The 18,606-nt window shown below is 58.6% G+C and carries 22 protein-coding genes; 4 read left to right on the top strand and 18 right to left on the bottom strand.

The window, feature by feature from the left end; genetic code table 11:
- Positions 1-42: 42 nt before the first annotated feature.
- The 3 genes from thiE to thiS form a co-directional block, all read right to left on the bottom strand.
- On the bottom strand, positions 43-669 hold the full coding sequence (gene thiE, locus V9G17_03890; GenBank protein ID MEI2751719.1) for a thiamine phosphate synthase: 627 nt from the start codon (positions 667-669) through the stop codon (positions 43-45).
- A 129-nt stretch (positions 670-798) separates the two neighbouring features.
- The gene (locus tag V9G17_03895; GenBank protein MEI2751720.1) at positions 799-1,569 is read right to left on the bottom strand and encodes a thiazole synthase; all 771 of its coding nucleotides are present in this window, start codon (positions 1,567-1,569) and stop codon (positions 799-801) included.
- A gap of 17 nt (positions 1,570-1,586) precedes the next feature.
- On the bottom strand, positions 1,587-1,793 hold the full coding sequence (gene thiS, locus V9G17_03900; GenBank protein MEI2751721.1) for a sulfur carrier protein ThiS: 207 nt from the start codon (positions 1,791-1,793) through the stop codon (positions 1,587-1,589).
- 100 nt (positions 1,794-1,893) lie between these two features.
- Here thiS and V9G17_03905 point away from each other — a divergent pair, with 100 nt between their 5' ends.
- Positions 1,894-2,415 carry a histidinol-phosphatase gene (locus tag V9G17_03905; protein MEI2751722.1) on the top strand — a complete coding sequence of 174 codons (522 nt, stop codon included), beginning with the start codon at positions 1,894-1,896 and terminating at the stop codon, positions 2,413-2,415.
- On the opposite strand, the gene V9G17_03910 is transcribed toward V9G17_03905, so the two are convergent.
- The 11 genes from V9G17_03910 to ffh all read right to left on the bottom strand — a co-directional run bounded on the left by V9G17_03910 (position 2,390) and on the right by ffh (position 11,298).
- Positions 2,390-3,739 carry a S41 family peptidase gene (locus tag V9G17_03910; GenBank protein ID MEI2751723.1) on the bottom strand — a complete coding sequence of 450 codons (1,350 nt, stop codon included), beginning with the start codon at positions 3,737-3,739 and terminating at the stop codon, positions 2,390-2,392. The two genes, V9G17_03905 and V9G17_03910, sit on opposite strands and share 26 nt — an antisense overlap.
- Positions 3,740-3,765: 26 nt before the next feature.
- Complete coding sequence (locus V9G17_03915; GenBank protein MEI2751724.1) at positions 3,766-4,956, bottom strand: peptidoglycan DD-metalloendopeptidase family protein; 1,191 nt, start codon at positions 4,954-4,956, stop codon at positions 3,766-3,768.
- Positions 4,953-5,852 (bottom strand): permease-like cell division protein FtsX, encoded by a 900-nt coding sequence (locus tag V9G17_03920; protein MEI2751725.1) that lies wholly within the window; start codon positions 5,850-5,852, stop codon positions 4,953-4,955. The genes V9G17_03915 and V9G17_03920 overlap by 4 nt, the downstream gene beginning before the upstream one ends.
- Positions 5,849-6,517 (bottom strand): cell division ATP-binding protein FtsE, encoded by a 669-nt coding sequence (gene ftsE / locus V9G17_03925; GenBank protein MEI2751726.1) that lies wholly within the window; start codon positions 6,515-6,517, stop codon positions 5,849-5,851. The genes V9G17_03920 and ftsE overlap by 4 nt, the downstream gene beginning before the upstream one ends.
- Positions 6,518-6,629: 112 nt before the next feature.
- Entirely contained in the window at positions 6,630-7,016 is a 387-nt protein-coding gene (locus V9G17_03930; GenBank protein ID MEI2751727.1) for a YraN family protein, read from the bottom strand.
- A 16-nt stretch (positions 7,017-7,032) separates the two neighbouring features.
- On the bottom strand, positions 7,033-7,707 hold the full coding sequence (locus V9G17_03935) for a ribonuclease HII (protein ID MEI2751728.1): 675 nt from the start codon (positions 7,705-7,707) through the stop codon (positions 7,033-7,035).
- Between the two features lie 53 nt (positions 7,708-7,760).
- Complete coding sequence (rplS, locus tag V9G17_03940; GenBank protein ID MEI2751729.1) at positions 7,761-8,174, bottom strand: 50S ribosomal protein L19; 414 nt, start codon at positions 8,172-8,174, stop codon at positions 7,761-7,763.
- Between the two features lie 19 nt (positions 8,175-8,193).
- On the bottom strand, positions 8,194-8,967 hold the full coding sequence (gene trmD / locus V9G17_03945) for a tRNA (guanosine(37)-N1)-methyltransferase TrmD (protein MEI2751730.1): 774 nt from the start codon (positions 8,965-8,967) through the stop codon (positions 8,194-8,196).
- A 1-nt stretch (position 8,968) separates the two neighbouring features.
- Complete coding sequence (rimM, locus tag V9G17_03950) at positions 8,969-9,496, bottom strand: ribosome maturation factor RimM (GenBank protein MEI2751731.1); 528 nt, start codon at positions 9,494-9,496, stop codon at positions 8,969-8,971.
- A gap of 10 nt (positions 9,497-9,506) precedes the next feature.
- Positions 9,507-9,842, bottom strand: a complete 336-nt coding sequence (gene rpsP / locus V9G17_03955) for a 30S ribosomal protein S16 (GenBank protein ID MEI2751732.1) — start codon at positions 9,840-9,842, stop codon at positions 9,507-9,509.
- Positions 9,843-9,948: 106 nt separating this feature from the next.
- Positions 9,949-11,298 carry a signal recognition particle protein gene (gene ffh, locus V9G17_03960; GenBank protein MEI2751733.1) on the bottom strand — a complete coding sequence of 450 codons (1,350 nt, stop codon included), beginning with the start codon at positions 11,296-11,298 and terminating at the stop codon, positions 9,949-9,951.
- Between the two features lie 407 nt (positions 11,299-11,705).
- Here ffh and V9G17_03965 point away from each other — a divergent pair, with 407 nt between their 5' ends.
- Positions 11,706-11,966 carry a DUF4321 domain-containing protein gene (locus V9G17_03965; protein ID MEI2751734.1) on the top strand — a complete coding sequence of 87 codons (261 nt, stop codon included), beginning with the start codon at positions 11,706-11,708 and terminating at the stop codon, positions 11,964-11,966.
- Positions 11,967-12,005: 39 nt separating this feature from the next.
- Here the strand turns inward: V9G17_03965 and uvrB are convergent, their stop codons facing one another.
- On the bottom strand, positions 12,006-14,003 hold the full coding sequence (gene uvrB / locus V9G17_03970; GenBank protein MEI2751735.1) for an excinuclease ABC subunit UvrB: 1,998 nt from the start codon (positions 14,001-14,003) through the stop codon (positions 12,006-12,008).
- A 434-nt stretch (positions 14,004-14,437) separates the two neighbouring features.
- Between uvrB and V9G17_03975 the strand changes: the two genes are divergently transcribed.
- Positions 14,438-14,689, top strand: coding sequence for a hypothetical protein (locus tag V9G17_03975; GenBank protein ID MEI2751736.1), 252 nt, complete (start codon positions 14,438-14,440; stop codon positions 14,687-14,689).
- 433 nt (positions 14,690-15,122) lie between these two features.
- On the opposite strand, the gene thpR is transcribed toward V9G17_03975, so the two are convergent.
- Genes thpR through V9G17_03990 form a run of 3 tightly spaced genes read right to left on the bottom strand, consistent with a single transcriptional unit; the run spans position 15,123 to position 17,675 of the window.
- Positions 15,123-15,734, bottom strand: coding sequence for an RNA 2',3'-cyclic phosphodiesterase (thpR, locus tag V9G17_03980; GenBank protein MEI2751737.1), 612 nt, complete (start codon positions 15,732-15,734; stop codon positions 15,123-15,125).
- Entirely contained in the window at positions 15,731-17,014 is a 1,284-nt protein-coding gene (locus V9G17_03985) for a competence/damage-inducible protein A (protein ID MEI2751738.1), read from the bottom strand. The genes thpR and V9G17_03985 overlap by 4 nt, the downstream gene beginning before the upstream one ends.
- Positions 17,015-17,060: 46 nt before the next feature.
- A complete protein-coding gene (locus V9G17_03990; GenBank protein MEI2751739.1) occupies positions 17,061-17,675 on the bottom strand; it encodes a hypothetical protein in 615 nt (204 codons plus the stop codon).
- Between the two features lie 142 nt (positions 17,676-17,817).
- Here V9G17_03990 and V9G17_03995 point away from each other — a divergent pair, with 142 nt between their 5' ends.
- Positions 17,818-18,525, top strand: a complete 708-nt coding sequence (locus tag V9G17_03995; protein ID MEI2751740.1) for a chlorite dismutase family protein — start codon at positions 17,818-17,820, stop codon at positions 18,523-18,525.
- Positions 18,526-18,606 lie beyond the last annotated feature (81 nt).

Here is an 18,606-nt window from a genome sequence, read left to right on the forward strand (position 1 = left end):
GGTGGTCAACAGCAGCAGGTACCGACGCTGCAGCAGACACGTTCATGATTCACGCTCGATCGCCGCAAGAAATTTTTCGGTCGCGGTTTCGATATTCGACGCGCTCAGGATCGAGGACAACACCGCCACACCGAACGCGCCCGCCTGCCGCACCTCACGTGTGCGAGCGGCCGTCATCCCTCCGATCGCAAAAATCGGAATGTTGACCGTGCACGCAGCCTGTTCAAGTACCTGGAGACCGAGCGGCGCCCCATATTCCCGTTTCGAAGGCGTGTCGTAAATCGGACCCAACACCACAAAGTCCGCGCCGTGCCGCTCTGCCTCCACCGCCCCCTGGATGGAATGGACGGACAAACCCAACAACTGCGAGGGCGGCAACAGGGTTCGGACCACCGGGGCCGGCAAACTACTCTCGCGCAAATGTACCCCCCGGCACCCCAGCGCCACCGCTAGATCTAGACGGTCATTGATGAACAATTGTATGTCCGGCAACGCGCACTGCAGCTCAAGCGCCAACGACAGCAGCTCTCGGATCGGAAGATCACGCTCCCGTAGCTGCACCGCACGCAGACCGGCACTCGCCGCCCGCCCAACAACCGACGCGAGCGGACGTCCGGCGGTCTGATGACGATCAGTCACTACATACAGACGGAAATCAACGGAGGGCATTCGAGAAACATTCTGGATGCTGAAAGATGCCAGTTGAATGCGCAATGCCGACACAACAGAACCGAGTCACCACTCACACACGAACTTCACCCGGCTCGCCGGCATCTGCCCATGATCGCTCACTGGCTTTTAGAGCATCCCTTCGATCGGACTGCTGGCCGTAGCATAGAGCTTGCGTGGAATACGGCCGGCTTTGTAGGCCAGGCGGCCGGCCCACACACCATACTTCATCGCCTCGGCCATCGCGATGGGATCCTGTGCCCCGGCAATGGCGGTATTCATGAGCACGGCATCTGCGCCATACTCCATTGCCAGCGCGGCATCGGATGCTGTTCCGACACCGGCGTCCACGATGATGGGGACCTTGACCGTTTCCATGATGATCTTGAGATTGTATGGATTACGGATCCCGAGCCCCGAGCCGATCGGAGCAGCCAACGGCATCACCGCGGGACAGCCGATATCCACCAGCTTCTTGGCCACGATCGGGTCATCGTTCGTATAGGGCAGGACAATGAACCCCTCTTTAATGAGGATCTTGGCGGCTTCGATCAATCCGGCCGTATCCGGGAACAACGTTTTCTCATCGCCGAGGACTTCCAACTTGACCAGATCGGAGACGCCGGCCGCGCGAGCCAGCCGGGCATACCGGACGGCATCTTCCACCGTGTAACAGCCCGCGGTGTTCGGCAGGATGATGTATTTCTTCGGATCGAGATAGTCCAGAAGATTTTCCTTGGACCGATCCGTAATGTTCACGCGACGGACTGCGACCGTCACCACGTCCGCACCGGACGCCTCGATCGCCTTCTTGGTCTCGACAAAATCTTTATACTTACCGGTCCCCACCCAGAGGCGAGACTTAAATTCCCGGCCGGCAATCACTAAGCGATCGTTCATCGTATCCATAAATGTGGTTACCTCGCTCCGCCGCCAATAAAGCTCAATATCTCGACCCGATCCCCTTCGCGGAGTCCACGGGTCTCATACTCCTTGCGATCCAGAATCTCCAAATTCAACTCAACGGCGACACGATCGGCCCGGATTTCCAACTCATGCAACAACGCGGCGACCGTCTGTCCGTCGCCGACTCCACGAGACTCGCCGTTCACCTGAATGGTCACCGTGTCACCTCAGCCTTTCCAGATCATCCTATGAAACGAGAAAACCGATTGTCAACCAAGCCCCGAGAGGCCTTGCTGTTTGGGATCGGAACCTCGCACAATGTCGATGAAGACCGCTGGGCACAGGACTATGGACGACCATCCCCATCAACTGGCAGAGATCTTTCGCGCGATGGCCAACCTATTGGCAGGCCAACGCGCCAATCCCTATCGTGTCCGCGCGTATCGGAAAGCGGCTGACTCAATCCTGGCGGTGACGGGAGACCTGGCTGATCTGGCCGCGCGGCATCAACTTCAGGATATCCCTGGAATCGGGCGGGACTTGGCCGTGAAGATTGAAGAGTTTCTGGCAACAGGGACGATTCGTGCGTATGAAGAACTGAAGATCCCATTGCCGGAGGAAGTGGCCGGCTGGGCTACACTGCCGGGCCTCTCCGATGCGCTGGTGAGTTACTTATATTTCCGGCTGAACATCCGCACACTAGACGATTTAGAAAGCCTGGTTGCATCTCATTTACTGAGAACACAACCAGGCTTTTCGGGGTCGGAGGATACGCTGCTCGCTGCCATTCGCGAACGGATCGGAACCGTGCCGGCTACGCCGCCGGACGCAGCTCCCTAAAGATCTTCCAGGTCTTCAACAGTTCAACCGCCTTCTGGAGCTGCACATCATCGTCCAGAGAAATGTCCCCAGCGGCATCGCCTGCGGGCACCGTGCCGTTCTTATGGGCAGGTTCCTCACCCGGCTTGGCCGAAGATGAGGCATCTTTTCCGCCTGCGGGTGCTTTAGCCGTCTTCGGCTCAGACTCTTTTCCGTCTTTCTCGCCGGCCTTGGCCACTGTCTGTGCCTGCAACTTGACCACAATATCCGGCGTGATGCCGGTGGACTGAATCGAGCGCCCCTTCGGGGTGTAGTACTTGGCGGTCGTGAGGCGAAGTCCCGACCCGTCGCCCAACGGCAGAATCGTCTGGACTGATCCCTTACCGAAGGACGTGGTCCCAACAATGACGGCCCGTCCCCAATCCTGCAACGCACCAGCCACAATCTCCGACGCGCTGGCCGACCCTTCGTTCACCAAAATGATCATCGGAGAATCTTCCAGCGTCTCCTTCGTCTTGGAGAACCACTCGTCCTTCTTCCCCTCGCGACCTTTGGTATACACGATCAGCTTCCCGTTCCCCACAAACTGCTCGGACACATCAACGGCCGCCGTCAGGAGACCGCCGGGATTGTTCCGCAAGTCGAGAATCGTCCCCTGAACCTTCTGCTCCTTGAACTGCTTGAGCGCCCGGCTGAGGTCCCGCCCGGTGGCTTCCTGGAACTGGGTCAACCGCACGTACCCGATGGTATTGTCGAGCACCTTGAACTTCACGCTTTCGATCTTGATGGTGTCCCGCACCAGTGAAAATGCCAGCGGATCCGCCGTGCCGTCCCGCTGAATGGTGAGGTTCACCTTGGTGCCTTTGGGACCGCGCATTTTCTGCACCGCATCCATCAGCGTGAGATCCTTCGTGGGTTCGTCGTTCACCTTGGTAATAAAATCACCGGCCTTGATCCCGGCGCGATGCGCAGGTGTGCCTTCGATCGGGGAGATGACGGCCAATCGGTTCTCTTTCACGCCGATCTGAATCCCCACCCCGCCGAACTCGCCTTTGGTTTCGACCTGCATTTCTTTGTACATCTCGGGGGTCATATAGGCCGAGTGCGGATCCAGCGTGGAGAGCATCCCGCGAATCGCCCCCTGCACGAGATCCTTCACCTTGGTATCGTCGACATAATGCTTCTGCACCTGCGTCAAGACCTCGGAAAAGGTCCGCAGTTCTTCATAGGTCTCGGAGGCGTGGCCGGTCCGCTCCAATCCCTTCTCCAGCACGATGCCGATGCCCAGGGCTACCGTCACCATCAGCAAGAGATATAACCACCGTCGGCTTCGCCGCTGTTCCATATCGTGGGTTTCCTTCCTTCCGAGACCTACCGTTTTGACAGCCACACAAGGGGATCCACCGGTTCCGCCCCCTCGCGCAACTCAAAATAGAGCGTATTTTCACCCGTCATACCTGTATCACCCGTTTCACCGATCGCTTCTCCAGCTTCGATCCGGGCCCCGACCGACGTCAATATTTTCGACGCATGGGCATACAACGAAAAGACTCCGTTGGCATGATCCATGATTATAACGAGTCCGTAGCCTTTCAACCAGTCCGCGTAGACAACTTGGCCGGCAAGCACCGACCGTATATTACTCCCTTCCGCAGCGCGAATCTCAATCCCTTTTCGCTGGATATAGGTATTGAAGGTCGGGTGCTTCTGCCGGCCGAAGTACGACACCACTTGCCCTTCGGTCGGCCAAAGAAGCGTCCCTCGCAACGCACGGAGGCCTCCAGCCGCAGAGGGGGGGCGAGTTGCCAGTGCCGCCCGACGTCTGGTTTCCAGCTCTTTCAGCAAACTGTCGACCCGGGTGGCCGACCGCTCCAATTCCTCCACGGCCCGGTCATGCGATTCCTTTTCTTGAGTAATTTTCGCAAGATACACTCGTTTCTGCTTTTTCAAACCTTGGATCTGGGTCAGCTTTTCTTCGGTGTTGACCTTGTAGGCCAGGATGCCCTGACGCGCCTCTTCTCGACTCCGCTCGACCTCGGCAATCCGCTCGGCATCTTTTCGGTAGGTGTCCATGATCTCATACTCTCGCTGAGTGACGGCGGAGAGGTACCGAAATCGTCGTTGAAAGTCCCCTGACGAACTGGCTGCCAGCAGCGTTCTCAGGTGCCAAAAGCGCCCTTCGACATACTGAACCCGTAAACGGGCGGCGATGGCATCCTGCCGCTCATCGATACGTTCCGACAGGCGGCTCAGCTGCACGCTCATCTGCTCGATTTCCACATCCTTCTTTTTGAGCTTCCTGACGACGTCCTGATGCTCCTGACGGTAGCGCACTAGACGTTCGTCCAACGACTGCAATCCCTGCAGGACCGACTCGCGTTTCTTCTCCGCCTCATCCGCCTTCTTACGCTTCTCGACAATCGTACCGCGCAGCTTCTCCAGTGTTTTCTTTTCTTGCTCGATCTTGTCCGCATACGAATCCTTGCGCTCCGCCCAGGCCGGGGCCGTCCACAGAACCATCTGAACAGCCATCACGACACATCCCCATCGTGCCCACGTCATGCCCGCCCCTCCCCGAATCGGAGCAAGGAGAGAAAACTGCCGGCACAGCCGAGGAAGAGCCCCACACACACGAGCACCACACACATTTCGACAGGAAAAAACGTCAGCATGGCGTCCACGCCCAGGAATCGGCTGGCAGACCGGATTTCATGACGAAACAATTCGAACCCGGCCTTGAGGATCACCAGCGAAAGGGCGCTGCCGAGCAACCCGAGCACGGCGCCTTCGAGCAGGTAGGGCACACGGATAAAGGTGGCGCTCGCGCCGATCAGTCCCAGAATCTCAATTTCTTCCCGGCGTGAATACAGCGCCAAACGAATCGTGTTTGCGATGATCGTGACCGACGCCGCGGATAAAATGATGCCGACGATGATGGCCGCCACCTCGATATACCGGACAATGCCGGCTAAGGCCTCAACCCATTCCTGATTATATTGCACCTGCGCGACTCCGGGAATCGCCTGGGCGCGGGTGGCCCAACGCCGCATCGCGTCCGATGAGCGAGACTCCACGGCAAGCGTCACGACGAACGACGCCGGAAGCGGGTTCTGCCCGAGCCCCTGCAACAGATGCGACTCCGCCGGAAACTGACTCTGGAAATCGGCCAAGGCCCGCTCCTTGGACACAAAGGTCAACGACCCGACGGCACGATCGGCTTTCAGTTGTAGTTCGATATCGCCTCTCGTCTGCTCCGTCAGGTCATCCTGCAAATACACCATCACCTGAATATCCTGCTCGAGTGACGAGGCCATGGCTCTCAAATTGACATAGAGCAGCAAGAACACGCCGACGCAGGCAAAGGTGAACGCCGTGGTAGCCACCGCCACCACCGTGGTCGTACGGTTCGTCAACACATTGGCGACCGCCTCCCGCAGCACATACACGAGGCGCCTCACGGGGACACCTGCTCCCGCGAGACGACCTTCCCTTGATCCAATGTGATCACGCGCCGATTGACCTGCGCCAAGACGTTGGGATCGTGAGTCGCCACGATGATGGTTGTGCCACGGGCGTTGATCGACTTGAACAGCTCGATGATTTCGCTGGTCAGCTCCGGGTCCAAATTCCCGGTCGGCTCATCGGCCAGCAGCATGATCGGCCCATTGACGATGGCGCGGGCGATGCAAATCCGTTGCTGTTCGCCGGTGGAAAGTCCAGGAGGAAAGAGATCCTTCTTATGATCCAGCCCCACCGACCGTAACGCCTCCGTCACTTTCCGTCTGATTTCAACGGCGGAGGCCCCCTGAACCAGCAGGGGCAACGACACATTCTCGAACACCGTTTTCTTGGGCAGCAGACGGAAATCCTGCAGCACCACCCCCACTTTTCGACGTAATAAGGGGATTTCAGACGGTCGCAATTTGGACAAGCTTCGGCCCTGCACCAGAATCTGCCCTTCATCCGGGCGTTCTGCGCCGATCAGCAATTTCAGCAAGGTCGATTTACCCGCGCCGCTCGGCCCCATCAACAAGACGAACTCGCCCTTCTCGATGTCCAGCGTCACATCGGATAGCGCCGGACGGCGGGCGTAATATTTTGAGACGTGAAAAAGTTGAATCATGGATGGCAGCAGAGACAGCGGCCGGACCGGAGTGAACTCTCAAGCCCTTTCCGCTTAACACGGCACACTGTGAGCAGATCAATCAGGAGTGCGCAGGAGCGCGATTCCCATCCTACCATCGCAGATCATCCCCCGCGACGTCGAATGCATTCGCAATATGCTGCACCGGGCCAACCGTCCCGGCCTCATCCTGTATCAAAACCACATCGAACCGACACGCACGATCACGAATTCGATGTTGCGCGAGATACTGCGCCGCGAGTTGAATCAATTTGGCACGCTTGCGCGCATCGACAGCTTCGATCGCGCCGCCGTAGGTTCCGTTCCGACGACGTTTGACCTCGATGAACACCAGTACCCCCTGGTCATCGGCCACCAGATCGAGCTCGCCCAAGGGGGAGCGCACATTCCGGCCAAGGATACGAAACCCCTGCCGCCGCAGGTAGGCTTCCGCCCGTCCCTCCCCTTCATCCCCCACTTCACGACGTCGATCACGCATCGATCCAGCGGGCCCCTCAAACCTGGGCGACAGCGGAACACCCCGTCCCGGCATCACCGGCACAGAGGTGCTGCACCGGCGCAAAACTCCGGCGATGGATCGAACAAGGCCCGTGCTCCCGGAGCAGACGGAGGTGCTCCGGAGTCCCGTAGCCTTTGTGTTCGGCAAAATTATATTGGGGATACCAACGGTGATACTCAACCATCACGCGATCACGCATCACCTTCGCGATGATCGAGGCGGCCGCAATGGAGCAGGAAAGGCCATCGCCCTTGATGATGGAACGTTGAGGAACCGACAGCCCGGAGAGCGTCACGGCATCCAGCAGCAAGAAATCCGGCGGAAACGGCAATGCCTGGAGAGCACGCTGCATCGCCACCCGGGTCGCCTGAAGGATGTTCAACCGATCGATCTCCGCCTCCGTCGCAGCGCCGATGCCAACGCCGATGGCCCGACGAACGATTTCAGCGAACAGTCGAATACGGTCCGCCTCCCCGACCTGCTTGGAATCGTTCAGGCCTAGCAGACGGCATCGACGCGGCAACACCACCGCAGCCGCGACGACGGGACCGGCGAGAGGCCCACGCCCGGCCTCATCGAGCCCGGCTATATGCCGGTACCCGCGACACCAAGCCTCCACCTCAAATTCCTCGGTGGGGCCTCCTATCGTCGGGTTCGGAGTACCAGCCAAACGTGCGCCTCTGTCCTGGTCTCAAGCGGAACACAACACAATCGATTGATCGATCAGGCCTTCGCAGCCGTGGCTGCTGCGGCCGCCTCAAGCTTGGCCGCTGCCTGTGCCTTGCTCTCGACCTTAAACTCACGATCTTCCACCTTGGCAAACTTGCCCTTCTTGGTGCGCAGATAGTAGAGCTTGGCCCGGCGTACGCGCCCTTGGCGGACGACATCGACCTTCGCCACATTGGGTGAGTGGATGGGGAACGTCCGCTCGACGCCGACGTTGTAGGACAGCTTGCGCACGGTAAAGGTTTCGCTATTGAGCGTGCCTTTTCTGGCGATGACCGTCCCCTCATACACCTGGATACGCTCTTTTTCACCTTCGACCACCTTCACGTGGACACGAACAGTATCCCCGATCTCGAACTTGGGCGTCGTTTTCTTGGTTAAGGATCGTTGGATCCGTTCTAGCCGATTCATAATCTTTCCCCTCCTCCTCTCAACGAACAGGTACCTGTACAAGACTCTCTTGCATCACTTCGCTCAACAACCGTCGATCTTCCAATCCAAGCTCGCGATCCCGCAAGAGATCCGGCCGCTTCAGATAGGTATTCCGCAACGCTTCCTTCCGACGCCACAACCGGATCGCCTCATGGTGACCCGAGACCAGCACCTCCGGAACCGCCATCCCGCGCACCTCCGCCGGTCTGGTGTAGTGCGGATACTCCAACAATCCCTCAGTAAACGACTCCTCGGCCGCCGACGCCGCATCGCCCAACACGCCTGGAACCAGGCGCGCCGCCGCATCGATCATCACCAGCGCCGGCAGTTCTCCTCCGGTCAAGACATAATCTCCGACGGAGATTTCTTCCGGATGCAGCGCCAGTCTGACACGCTCATCCATCCCCTCATAATGTCCGCAGACGAAGACTACGACCCGTTCGTCCTGCGCCAGCGACTGTGCCAACTCCTGCGTGAAAGGCCGCCCTTGCGGAGACGGAATAATCACCCGCAACGTCGTCTCCGGATGAGAGGCCCGATAACGGGTCCTTAACGCATCGATGGCCTGGAGCACCGGTTCTGCCTTCATGACCATCCCGGCCCCCCCGCCATACGGCACATCGTCTGCCGTCTTATGCCGATCGAAGGTGTGGTCACGCAAGTTCTGAACCGACACCTCCAATAACCCCTTTTCCTGGGCGCGCTTCAGAATACTCTGGCCAAGCACCGGGGCCACCATCTCCGGGAACAATGTCACGACCGCGCACCGCATGTTACAGCTCTCCAAACCCTTCCGGCAGCCGCACGGTCATGACCCGTGCCGATACGTCGACCGCAACCACGACTTGTTTCGCCGCAGGAATCAGCATGTCTTTTCCGTCCTGTCGCACCAGAAAACTCTGGTTGCCGGACATGGCGACCACTTCTTCCAAGCGACCGAACACCGTCCCGACCTCATCCTGCACGACCATCCCGATCAAATCACATTGATAGTACTGGTCGGCCGGCAACGCCGGCGAGTCTCCGCGGGGAACTTGGATGAAGGCTCCGCGAAACTCGGCGACCTGCTCAGGAGTCGTAAACGCCTCGAACGCCACAATCCACGTCGGCCCCCCGGGCCGCACATGTGTCACACGGGTCTCGATGGTCTTCCCGGCAGACCCGACAATGGTCACCTGCCCAAGAGCCTCGAATCGCCCCGGCACATCCGTAAGCGAACGCACGCGCGCCTCGCCTCGCACCCCGAACGATCGCTCGATCCTTCCGATGGTGACGAGTTCTGCGTGGTCGAGCGTCGCCATGCCTGCCGAGCTACTTCTTGCTCTTCACGCTCGTGACAGCCTTCTCGGCCTTTTCCGGCTTCGCAGTCTTTTCGACTTTCGCACTCTTCTCCGTTTCGAACTCTTTCCAGACCCCGTGTCGCTTCAATAGCGTCCGCACGGTTACCGTGGGCTGAGCACCATGCCGCAACCAGGACAACACCCGCTCCGACTTCAGTACCGGCACGGCCGGATTCTTGAGCGGATCGAAAATGCCGAGGATTTCCAAAAAGCGCCCATCGCGTGGTTTCCGTGAGTCAGCCGCAATCACCCGATACATCGGCCGCTTATGTCGCCCTGTCCGTGCCAATCGTAAATGAACCGCCACTAGAACCTCCTCAGAGTAATGAGCTGTCAGCCATAGGCTGTGTTCGCTCGGTTAGGACTCTCTTCTCCATCGTGAACATATGCACACAGAAACCACTGTCACCTAGTTACATGCCTCGAAGCATTTGGGCCAACTGACGCCGACCTCCCGCACCACCTGACATGACCTTGGCGATTTTCCTGGCCTGCAGGAATTGCTTGATCAAGCGGTTGACCTCTTGCACACTTGTCCCGCTGCCACGGGCGATTCGTTTCTTTCGGCTCCCGTTGATCAACGTGTGGTCGCGCCGCTCGCGTGAGGTCATGGAGTCGATCATGGCCGCGACCCGCTTCATTTCCTTTTCCGGCAGTCCGCTATTGGCGAGATCTTTCAACTTTTGTCCGCCTGGCAGCATCCCCAGGATTTGCTCGAATGACCCCAGCCGATTCATCTGCCCGAGTTGCGACCGAAAATCTTCCAGGGTAAAGGTGCTACTGGTCAGTTTCTTTTGAGCAGCTTCGGCCTCTTCCCGTGAAAACGTCTCCTGAGCCTTCTCAATGAGCGAGAGCACATCGCCCATCCCGAGGATTCGCGACGCCATCCGGTCCGGATGGAACGGCTCCAAGGCATCGAGTTTTTCCCCCATCCCAAGAAACTTAATCGGCCTTCCGGTCACAGCCCGGATGGACAGCACAGCGCCTCCACGCGCATCACCCTCGACCTTTGTCAAGATGACCCCGGTGAGACCGACTTGCTGATCGAACTGGCCGGCCATATTGACGGCATCCTGGCCGGTCATGGCATCGGCTACCAGGAGCACCTCGTGGGGGTTCACGGCCTGCTTCACTGCCACGAGTTCGGCCATCAATTCATCATCGACGTGCAACCGGCCGCCGGTATCCAACACAATGAGGTCGTACCCTTGCTCTTGGCCACGCTCTACCCCACGTTGGCAGATTCGCACGACGTCGGCACGTGACGCATCGACTTGATCGAATCGATGCACATCGATTTCAAGATCGTGCCCGAGACTCGCCAACTGATCACCCGCGGCGGGGCGACGGGGGTCGGCCGCCACCAGTAACACGCGCTTCCCCTGGCTCTTAAACAACCGAGCGAGTTTGCCGGAGGTCGTTGTTTTCCCGGCTCCCTGCAACCCCACCATCATAATGATGGTCGGTGGCCTGGAGGCGAGACTGATACCGGACCGCTCACCGCCCATCATGCCGCGGAGCTCGTCCCAGACCACTTTGACGACCTGGTGCCCTGGGGTCAGGCTTTTCAGAACCTCCTGACCAACCGCCTTCTCACGAACGCGGTCCAGGAAATCCTTGACGACCTTGAAGTTGACGTCCGCTTCAAGCAACGCGAGACGAACTTCCTTCAAAGCCTCAGCAATATTGTCTTCCGTGAGCACACCCTGCCCACGAAGCTTCTTGAGGATTCGTTCGAATTTTTCGCTGAGCGCGTCAAGCACAAGTCACCAAACAAAAAGGCCATCGAAGCCGGGGTCGAGCCAGAGCTCCGATCGCCTCGAAAAACATCAAAAAAATAGCATCGGGCAGTCTATAGAAGGGGGCAGAGTGAAGTCAAGATATTCGGGAGCGATTCCGACCGATTCCCTCAGGCCGTTCCAATTCACCTTGCCGACACGGCACTCAACTCGCCTCAGCAACCTCGTCAGACCTGTGCGGCCATTTCAGTCCGGCCGCCGCAAGAAGCCCGGAGCCACGCGAGGCTCGTTCTGGAAGAACCTCCGCAATCAGCCACATGCATCCACAGCCGCGCCTGGCATGCATTTTGTTGACATCATTTTCCGCTTCCGATATGGTGCCTCAAGTCGGCACATATACGCCGACCGGTGGGAACGAGGAGAGATATCGGATGAGAAAATCGATCGGCGTGCTGCTGATCTTTATCCTGATCGGCGGAATGCTGGGCGGGATTTTCGGGGAAATTCTTCGCGTGATGGCCCCGAATGGCGCAATTCAGAACATCTTTGCCAGCAATTTTTCCCCCGGCATCAGCCCTCCACTCACCATCGACCTGGTCCTCCTCAAACTGACGTTCGGCTTCAGCATCAAGGTGAACCTGCTTAGCGTGTTAGGGATGTTCCTCGGAGCCTATCTCTACAAACAGATGTAGGAGAAATCCGAGCGCGTTGCGCCCCCCAGTTGACTGCAGCTATTCCGCCAACTCCAACTCCTTCAATTTCAAGGCTCTGATCCGATTCCGTAATTCGGCCGCCCGCTCGAACTCCAATTTCTTGGCGGCCGCCTTCATCTCAACCTCAAGCCGGCAAATCACCTGCTCCATGTTGCCTGTCGTGGCATACTCGCTCACCGACTCTGCCGCCAGTTCGAGCTGCCCCTCATTCCCGCTATTGGTTGGATAGTCCAGCACGGGAATCTGCTTCTTGATACTCTCGGGCGTAATGCCATGGGCCGCATTATAGGCTTCCTGGATATGACGTCGACGCGCCGTCTCGTCCATGGCGCGCCGCATGGAATCCGTAACCGTGTCCCCGTAAAAAATCACGCGCCCGTCCAGATTTCGCGCGGCGCGGCCCGCCGTTTGAATCAGCGACCGATGGGAGCGGAGATACCCTTCCTTATCTGCGTCCAGAATCGCCACCAAACTCACCTCCGGGAGATCGAGCCCTTCTCGCAGCAAATTGATCCCGACCAGCACATCGAATACGCCACGTCGGAGGTCGCGGATGATTTCCGCCCGCTCCAGCGTCTTGATGTCCGAGTGCAGATACCGCACCTTCACGCCCAGGTCGTGATAATACTCGGTGAGGTCTTCGGCCATTCGCTTGGTCAAGGTGGTCACCAACACACGATTTCCCTTCGCCGCCTCCGTCCGCACCTCGGCCAGCAGATTGTCGACCTGCCCCTTCGCCGACCGCACATCAATCAGGGGATCCATCAGCCCGGTCGGGCGGATGATCTGCTCGACGACTTCGCCTTTGGCGTGCTCGAGCTCATAGGGACCGGGTGTCGCCGACACGTAGATCACCTGCTTCAGCATCCGCTCGAATTCAGCAAACTTCAGCGGGCGATTATCGAACGCGGACGGCAGGCGGAACCCGTAATTCACCAGCGTCCGTTTGCGCGAAAAGTCGCCTTCGTACATGCCGCCGACCTGCGGCACCGTCGCGTGCGACTCGTCAATGATCAGCAGAAAATCTTTCGGAAAATAATCCAGCAAGGTCGGGGGTGCTTCGCCCGGCGCACGCCCGCTCAAATGCCGCGAATAGTTCTCGATCCCGTGGCAATAGCCCATCGCGCGAATCATTTCGAGATCGAACTTGGTGCGTTGCTCGATCCGTTGCGCTTCCAGCAACTGACCGTTCTTCTTAAATGCCGCGACTTGGAGATCCAACTCTTCCTCAATTCCCGTAATCGCTCGTTCGTATCGATCCGGTGCAATGAGATAGTGTGTATTCGGATAGATGGTGATCTTCGACAACTTGCCCAACGACTTCCCGGTCAATGGGTCGATCTCGAGGATGGCGTCCACCACATCGCCGAACAATTCAATCCGCACCGAGCTCGCTTCCGACGAGGCTGGAAAAATTTCGATGACATCGCCACGCGCGCGAAACGTGCCGCGGTGGAAATCCACATCATTCCGCGCATACTGAATCTCCACCAGCTTCGCGAGTATCTTTTCACGCCGCGTCTCCATCCCCACTTCCAGATACACCAACATGTCGCCGTACACCTTCGGCGATCCAAGGCCGTAGATGCAGGACACCGACGACACGATCAGCACGTCACTGCGTTGCAACAACGACGCCGTCGCTGCGTGACGCATCTGGTCGATCGCATCGTTAATGGAGGCATCCTTCGCAATGTAGGTATCACTCTGCGGGATATAGGCTTCCGGCTGGTAATAGTCGTAATAGCTGATGAAATACCCGACGACATTCTGCGGGAAGAACTGCTTAAACTCCTGATAGAGCTGGCCGGCCAGGGTCTTATTGTGCACGAGCACGAGCGTCGGCTTCTGCACCTGCTCGACGACATTCGCCATGGTGAACGTCTTGCCGGAACCGGTGACGCCGAGCAATGCCTGATGTTGCTTCCCGGCCAGGATTCCGGACGTCAGCTTTTCAATGGCTTGCCCCTGGTCTCCACAGGGCTTAAATGGCGCTTCGAGTTTAAACGGAGGCATATCGAATGGATCCACTTGCTAGATGGTTCATGCCTCACCAAGATAACACCCGGACAGGCCTGATGATAGGGCTCGCCAGCGGCAAGGATTCTTCTCTGCTGCACACATACCCACTCATCCCACAGATAGAGCACCGATGTCGCCACAGGAACTCGCGAGTGTCAAATAGGTAGAGGTTTGTCATATCCGCCACAGGACCGCCACTCGTCCCAACAGCCACTCTCACCCTGTCGCCACGAATGGGATGCGGCCCGGCATCCGTAAGTATATGAAAATGTGCTGGAGATAGAGCAACCGCCTCCACCACTGACGACATTGAGCCAATTGTCTTCGTACATCAAATCAGGGAGTGTGATCTGGCACCAAGCTTGCTCTACTTCTCGCTAGCGGGCCTTGGACGTCGATTTCATAGTCGATTCACACAGGAGGACCCCATGACAGATCAGGCAGATCATTGTTCAGGCGAGAGCATTGCAGAATCGAACGAACGTAGTGCACGCGCCCTCCGAGACCTCACGTACGATCAGAAAAAAGCCGCCGAAGCGGCGTTTCAAGGCGAGCCCTTTAATCCCGCTTGGTCGGCAGCCGCCGCCATCGTGTATGAAGGCATCGTGGCCGCCATGTGTCGCCTACAGGTCGCCTCACTGACCAAGACCGAAGTCACGGAGGAGTGCCTCACCCGGTAAGAACTCACACCCCGCATTATGTGTGTGCGTGCACTCTCGGCCTGGAGATCGGATCGTGCGGCACGGATTGCCGAACCATGAGACAGGCACGCAGTCGGCAAGAATCAGCAGACCGCGAGCCAAAGGTTCCTGCCGGCAGTCCCTGCTTGAAGCCGTGCCTCCAGGCCACCGTCACGCCCGTTGACACCCCCACCAAGACACTCGACCAAACCAGGCGCGTGAAGAGTCGCCACGTTTGGCTGAGGGATGAGGATACTCAGAATAACAGCTGCGTGAGAGAGTCGGTCGGTCTCACGTATCAAACACAGAGGGCAAGCATCCTGCGCGTTGCCTCAGCCATCGCCTCTACATCACCCTTCACAAGCAACGGTTCCGACGACACCATCCTAATGAGCCTCCCGAACGAGCCTCGAAACGTTTCAGGGCGCAGAACTTACCTCTCCCCGATCCTCGCGCTCCACAGTTTCGTATAGACTGAGCCGGTCGGGCGCAGGTCGCTCCTCATGAGGACCACCGCCTCAACAGGAAGCGCTCCTATCTCTAGAGGTCGCTCCATCACACCGCTCTGGGCCAACGCCCGCCCAACTTCTCGCGCCCCGTCTTTGATCCGCGCAAGAGTCAAATGTGGACTGAATGGCCGCTCCTCCGGCGCAAAGTTCGCTGCCCGGCAGCAGGCTTCCACTTCACGATGGAGCGCCGCGAGCCGCAGCGCCTCCCGGCCCTGCTCCCAACTCCCTGATGGTCCCACCCAAAGCACCCGTGGTGCCTGCGGGCCCGGGAACGTACCCAGTCGCTCAAGAGGAATAGGAATCGCCTGATGCGCTGACACGACCTGTTTGATGGCCACCCGAAGCGGTTCAATCGATTCGTCCGTTGCATCACCGAGAAATTTGAGTGTGAGGTGCATCGAGACCGGCCGCACCCAACTGATCCTCGCCTGGCGATCGCACGTTCGTTCGAGTTGTCGTTTCAACGTCTGTTGAATAGTGGCGAGGGCCGTAGATATCTCCGGAGGCACCTCGATGGCGAGGAACGCCCTGATCATCCCGGCCCCTTCTTGATCAGCCAGCGACGGAGCAGATCGAGTGCCGCCTGCGAGGACCGTTGCTTGATCACCGTCCGGTCACCGCCATGAAAACGAAACTCTTGCGTCATCGCTTCGCCCGGGCCTCCGTCGAGCCCCACATAGACCAGGCCCACCGGCTTCCTCTCCGTCGCGCCACCGGGCCCGGCAATGCCCGTCACGCTCAAGCCGACGGAGGCGCTGCTCCGTTCACGAATACCCCGTGCCATCGCCGCGGCCACTTCCGCACTGACTGCACCATGACGATCGAGCACAACGACCGGCACGCCCAACATCTCGATCTTGGCCCGATTGCTATAGGTGACAGCCACTCGATCGACGTATGTCGATGAGCCTGGCACCTGCGTCAACCGATGGCCGATCAGTCCGCCGGTGCAGGATTCGGCGACGGCGAGAGTTAGCTTCTGCTCGTTGAGCAACCGGCCGACCACCGACTCCATGGTTTCCTCTTCCTCTCCATAAACAATATCGCCGAGCCGCGCCTTGGCCTCACACAACATCTGCTCGATGGTGACCGCGCCTTCCGCTCCGGCTGGTCCCGTCAGCGACACCATGACTTCCATTGGAGACGCATAGATGCCGAGCTGAATCGTGCCCCCTGTGGGAACCAGCCCGGCCAGGGCCTGATCCACGATTGATTCCGGCACCCCGGACGTGTGGAGCACTCGCCGAATCATGGGAGACGCGCTGAATCGTTTCTGGGTACGCATCCACGCTTGCAATTGCGGCAGCACGCCGTCACGCACCATCGGTTCCATCTCACGCGGCACCCCGGGCAAAGCGGCGAGATACACGCCCTTCCACACAAGCGAGAAGCCCGGCGCCGTTCCAATCGGATTGGCAAGAACATCGGCGCGGGCAGGAATCATGGCCTGCCGAAACTGCGACGTAGTCGGGGTTCTTCCCCATTCGGCCAACCGAGCGGTCATGCCATCCAGCGCGGCCTTTCGCCGGCTCAATCGATGCCCCGTCGCTCGCGCCACGGCTTCACGTGTGACGTCGTCGATCGTCGGGCCCAACCCACCGGTGAGAATCACCACACGAGCACGCCGCAACGCCGTCTTCAACACAGACACCATGTCAGAGAGGTCATCACCAACCGTCGTCTTATACCGAAGCTCAACCCCGCAGGCGGCCAGCTGGTCGGCAATGAACAGCGAGTTCGTGTCGAGACGGCCGCCCAGCAACAGCTCGGATCCGATTGCGATGGTTTCAGCCGTCCAGGATTTCGTTTTGCTCATGAGGAATACCCCTGTGCGATCGAAAGGAGACGAGAGGGGGCGGATGCTATTCGATCCGCGCAAAGTCCAGCTCGAAGCTGACCTGGCCTCCGCTGGAAGGAAAGACCGTGAGCGTAGTCTTCGCCCGTGGATCGAGCTCGGCGTAGGCGAACTGCGCAATGACCTTGGCGCGGTAGGCAGGCTGTTGCGGCCACACCGCCGTGCGGTCGCCTCTGGCATCAAATCGAACCGTCGCCGGCTTCACCGTCCGACCGGCTTGCTCCAGCACCACGTAACTATCGGCGGCAAAATTCACCCGATCGCCGTACAACTGAACGTTGACCAGCAGATTCTCGTTCGCCATGACCTGGGCGATATCCTGCTCGGTCGGCGACAAGGCTCGTAAGGAGAGGTGATTAGCCATCACCAGCACACTTCCCAGCTTGGTCATGATGAAGCCGCGCGGAGCAAGGTCCTCGCCGGCACCGAACCAGATATGGAGTTGGTCCGGGGAGAGACCTTGAGCGGCCGCCTGCTTCCCCCGTTCCACCGTCGCCTCAATCTGTTCAGCGGTCGGCTGCACTTCGATGGCGTACGATGAACCGGTGCCCCAGCACAGCACCAGAAAGAGGCTTCCCGCGAGCCAGAATCCGATCGGCAAGTTTGAAGCACGGCGCATCATGTGCAGGCAGTATCAGATCGATATAGGCCTGTCAATTCGAGCCTCGCGTGCCCCGGACTCTGTTGACAGCTCCAGAGACGAAATGCTAAAGAGCTAACTCTTATTCTTATACATTATCAAGAAGTTGTCTGGAGGGTTCGTCATGTCCAGCCCCGAACAAGCTCCCCGCCGTCAGTACGTCAATTTTACGTTCTATAAGATCGATCCCGCCTGGCGTCGGCTTCCTGAAGATGAACGCACACGCGGCAAGCAGGAGTTTCTCCGAGCCGTCGAAGAGTATCAAGGAAAAGTGCTCGTCATCGCCTACACGACCGTCGGTATTCGCGGAGATTGCGACCTGATGCTCTGGCGCATCAGTTATGAGCTCGAACTGTTCCAGGAAATGAGCACGAAGATCATGGCCTCCGGATTGGGCAAGTATCTCTACAATCCCTATTCGTACCTCGCGATCACCAAACGCTCGATTTATGTCGACCACCATACTCATGAGAACCAGGAGAGCAAGCGGCTCACCGTGGTTCCCGGCAAAGCCAAGTACATCTTCGTCTATCCGTTCGTGAAAACTCGTGAGTGGTTCCTGCTCACCAAAGCCGCGCGGCAGGGCATGATGGACGAACACATTGAAGTCGGCCACCGCTTCCCCTCGGTCAAGCTCAACACCACCTATTCGTTCGGTCTCGATGACCAGGAATGGGTTGTGGCCTTCGAGAGCGACAAGCCGGAAGACTTCCTCGACTTGGTCATGGCGCTCCGTGAGACCGAGGGCAGTCGGTACACCTTACGCGACACCCCGATTTTCACCTGCATCCGTAAAAGCCTGAAAGAAACCTTGGATACCCTGGGCGGCTAACCGCTAGTACGCAGCAGTTTGTGGACACGGCCTTCGATCTCAAGATCGAAGGCCGTGTTGTTTCTATCCCGACACGTCGCC

The organism is Nitrospira sp. (assembly GCA_037045225.1).
Lineage (GTDB): Bacteria > Nitrospirota > Nitrospiria > Nitrospirales > Nitrospiraceae > Nitrospira_A.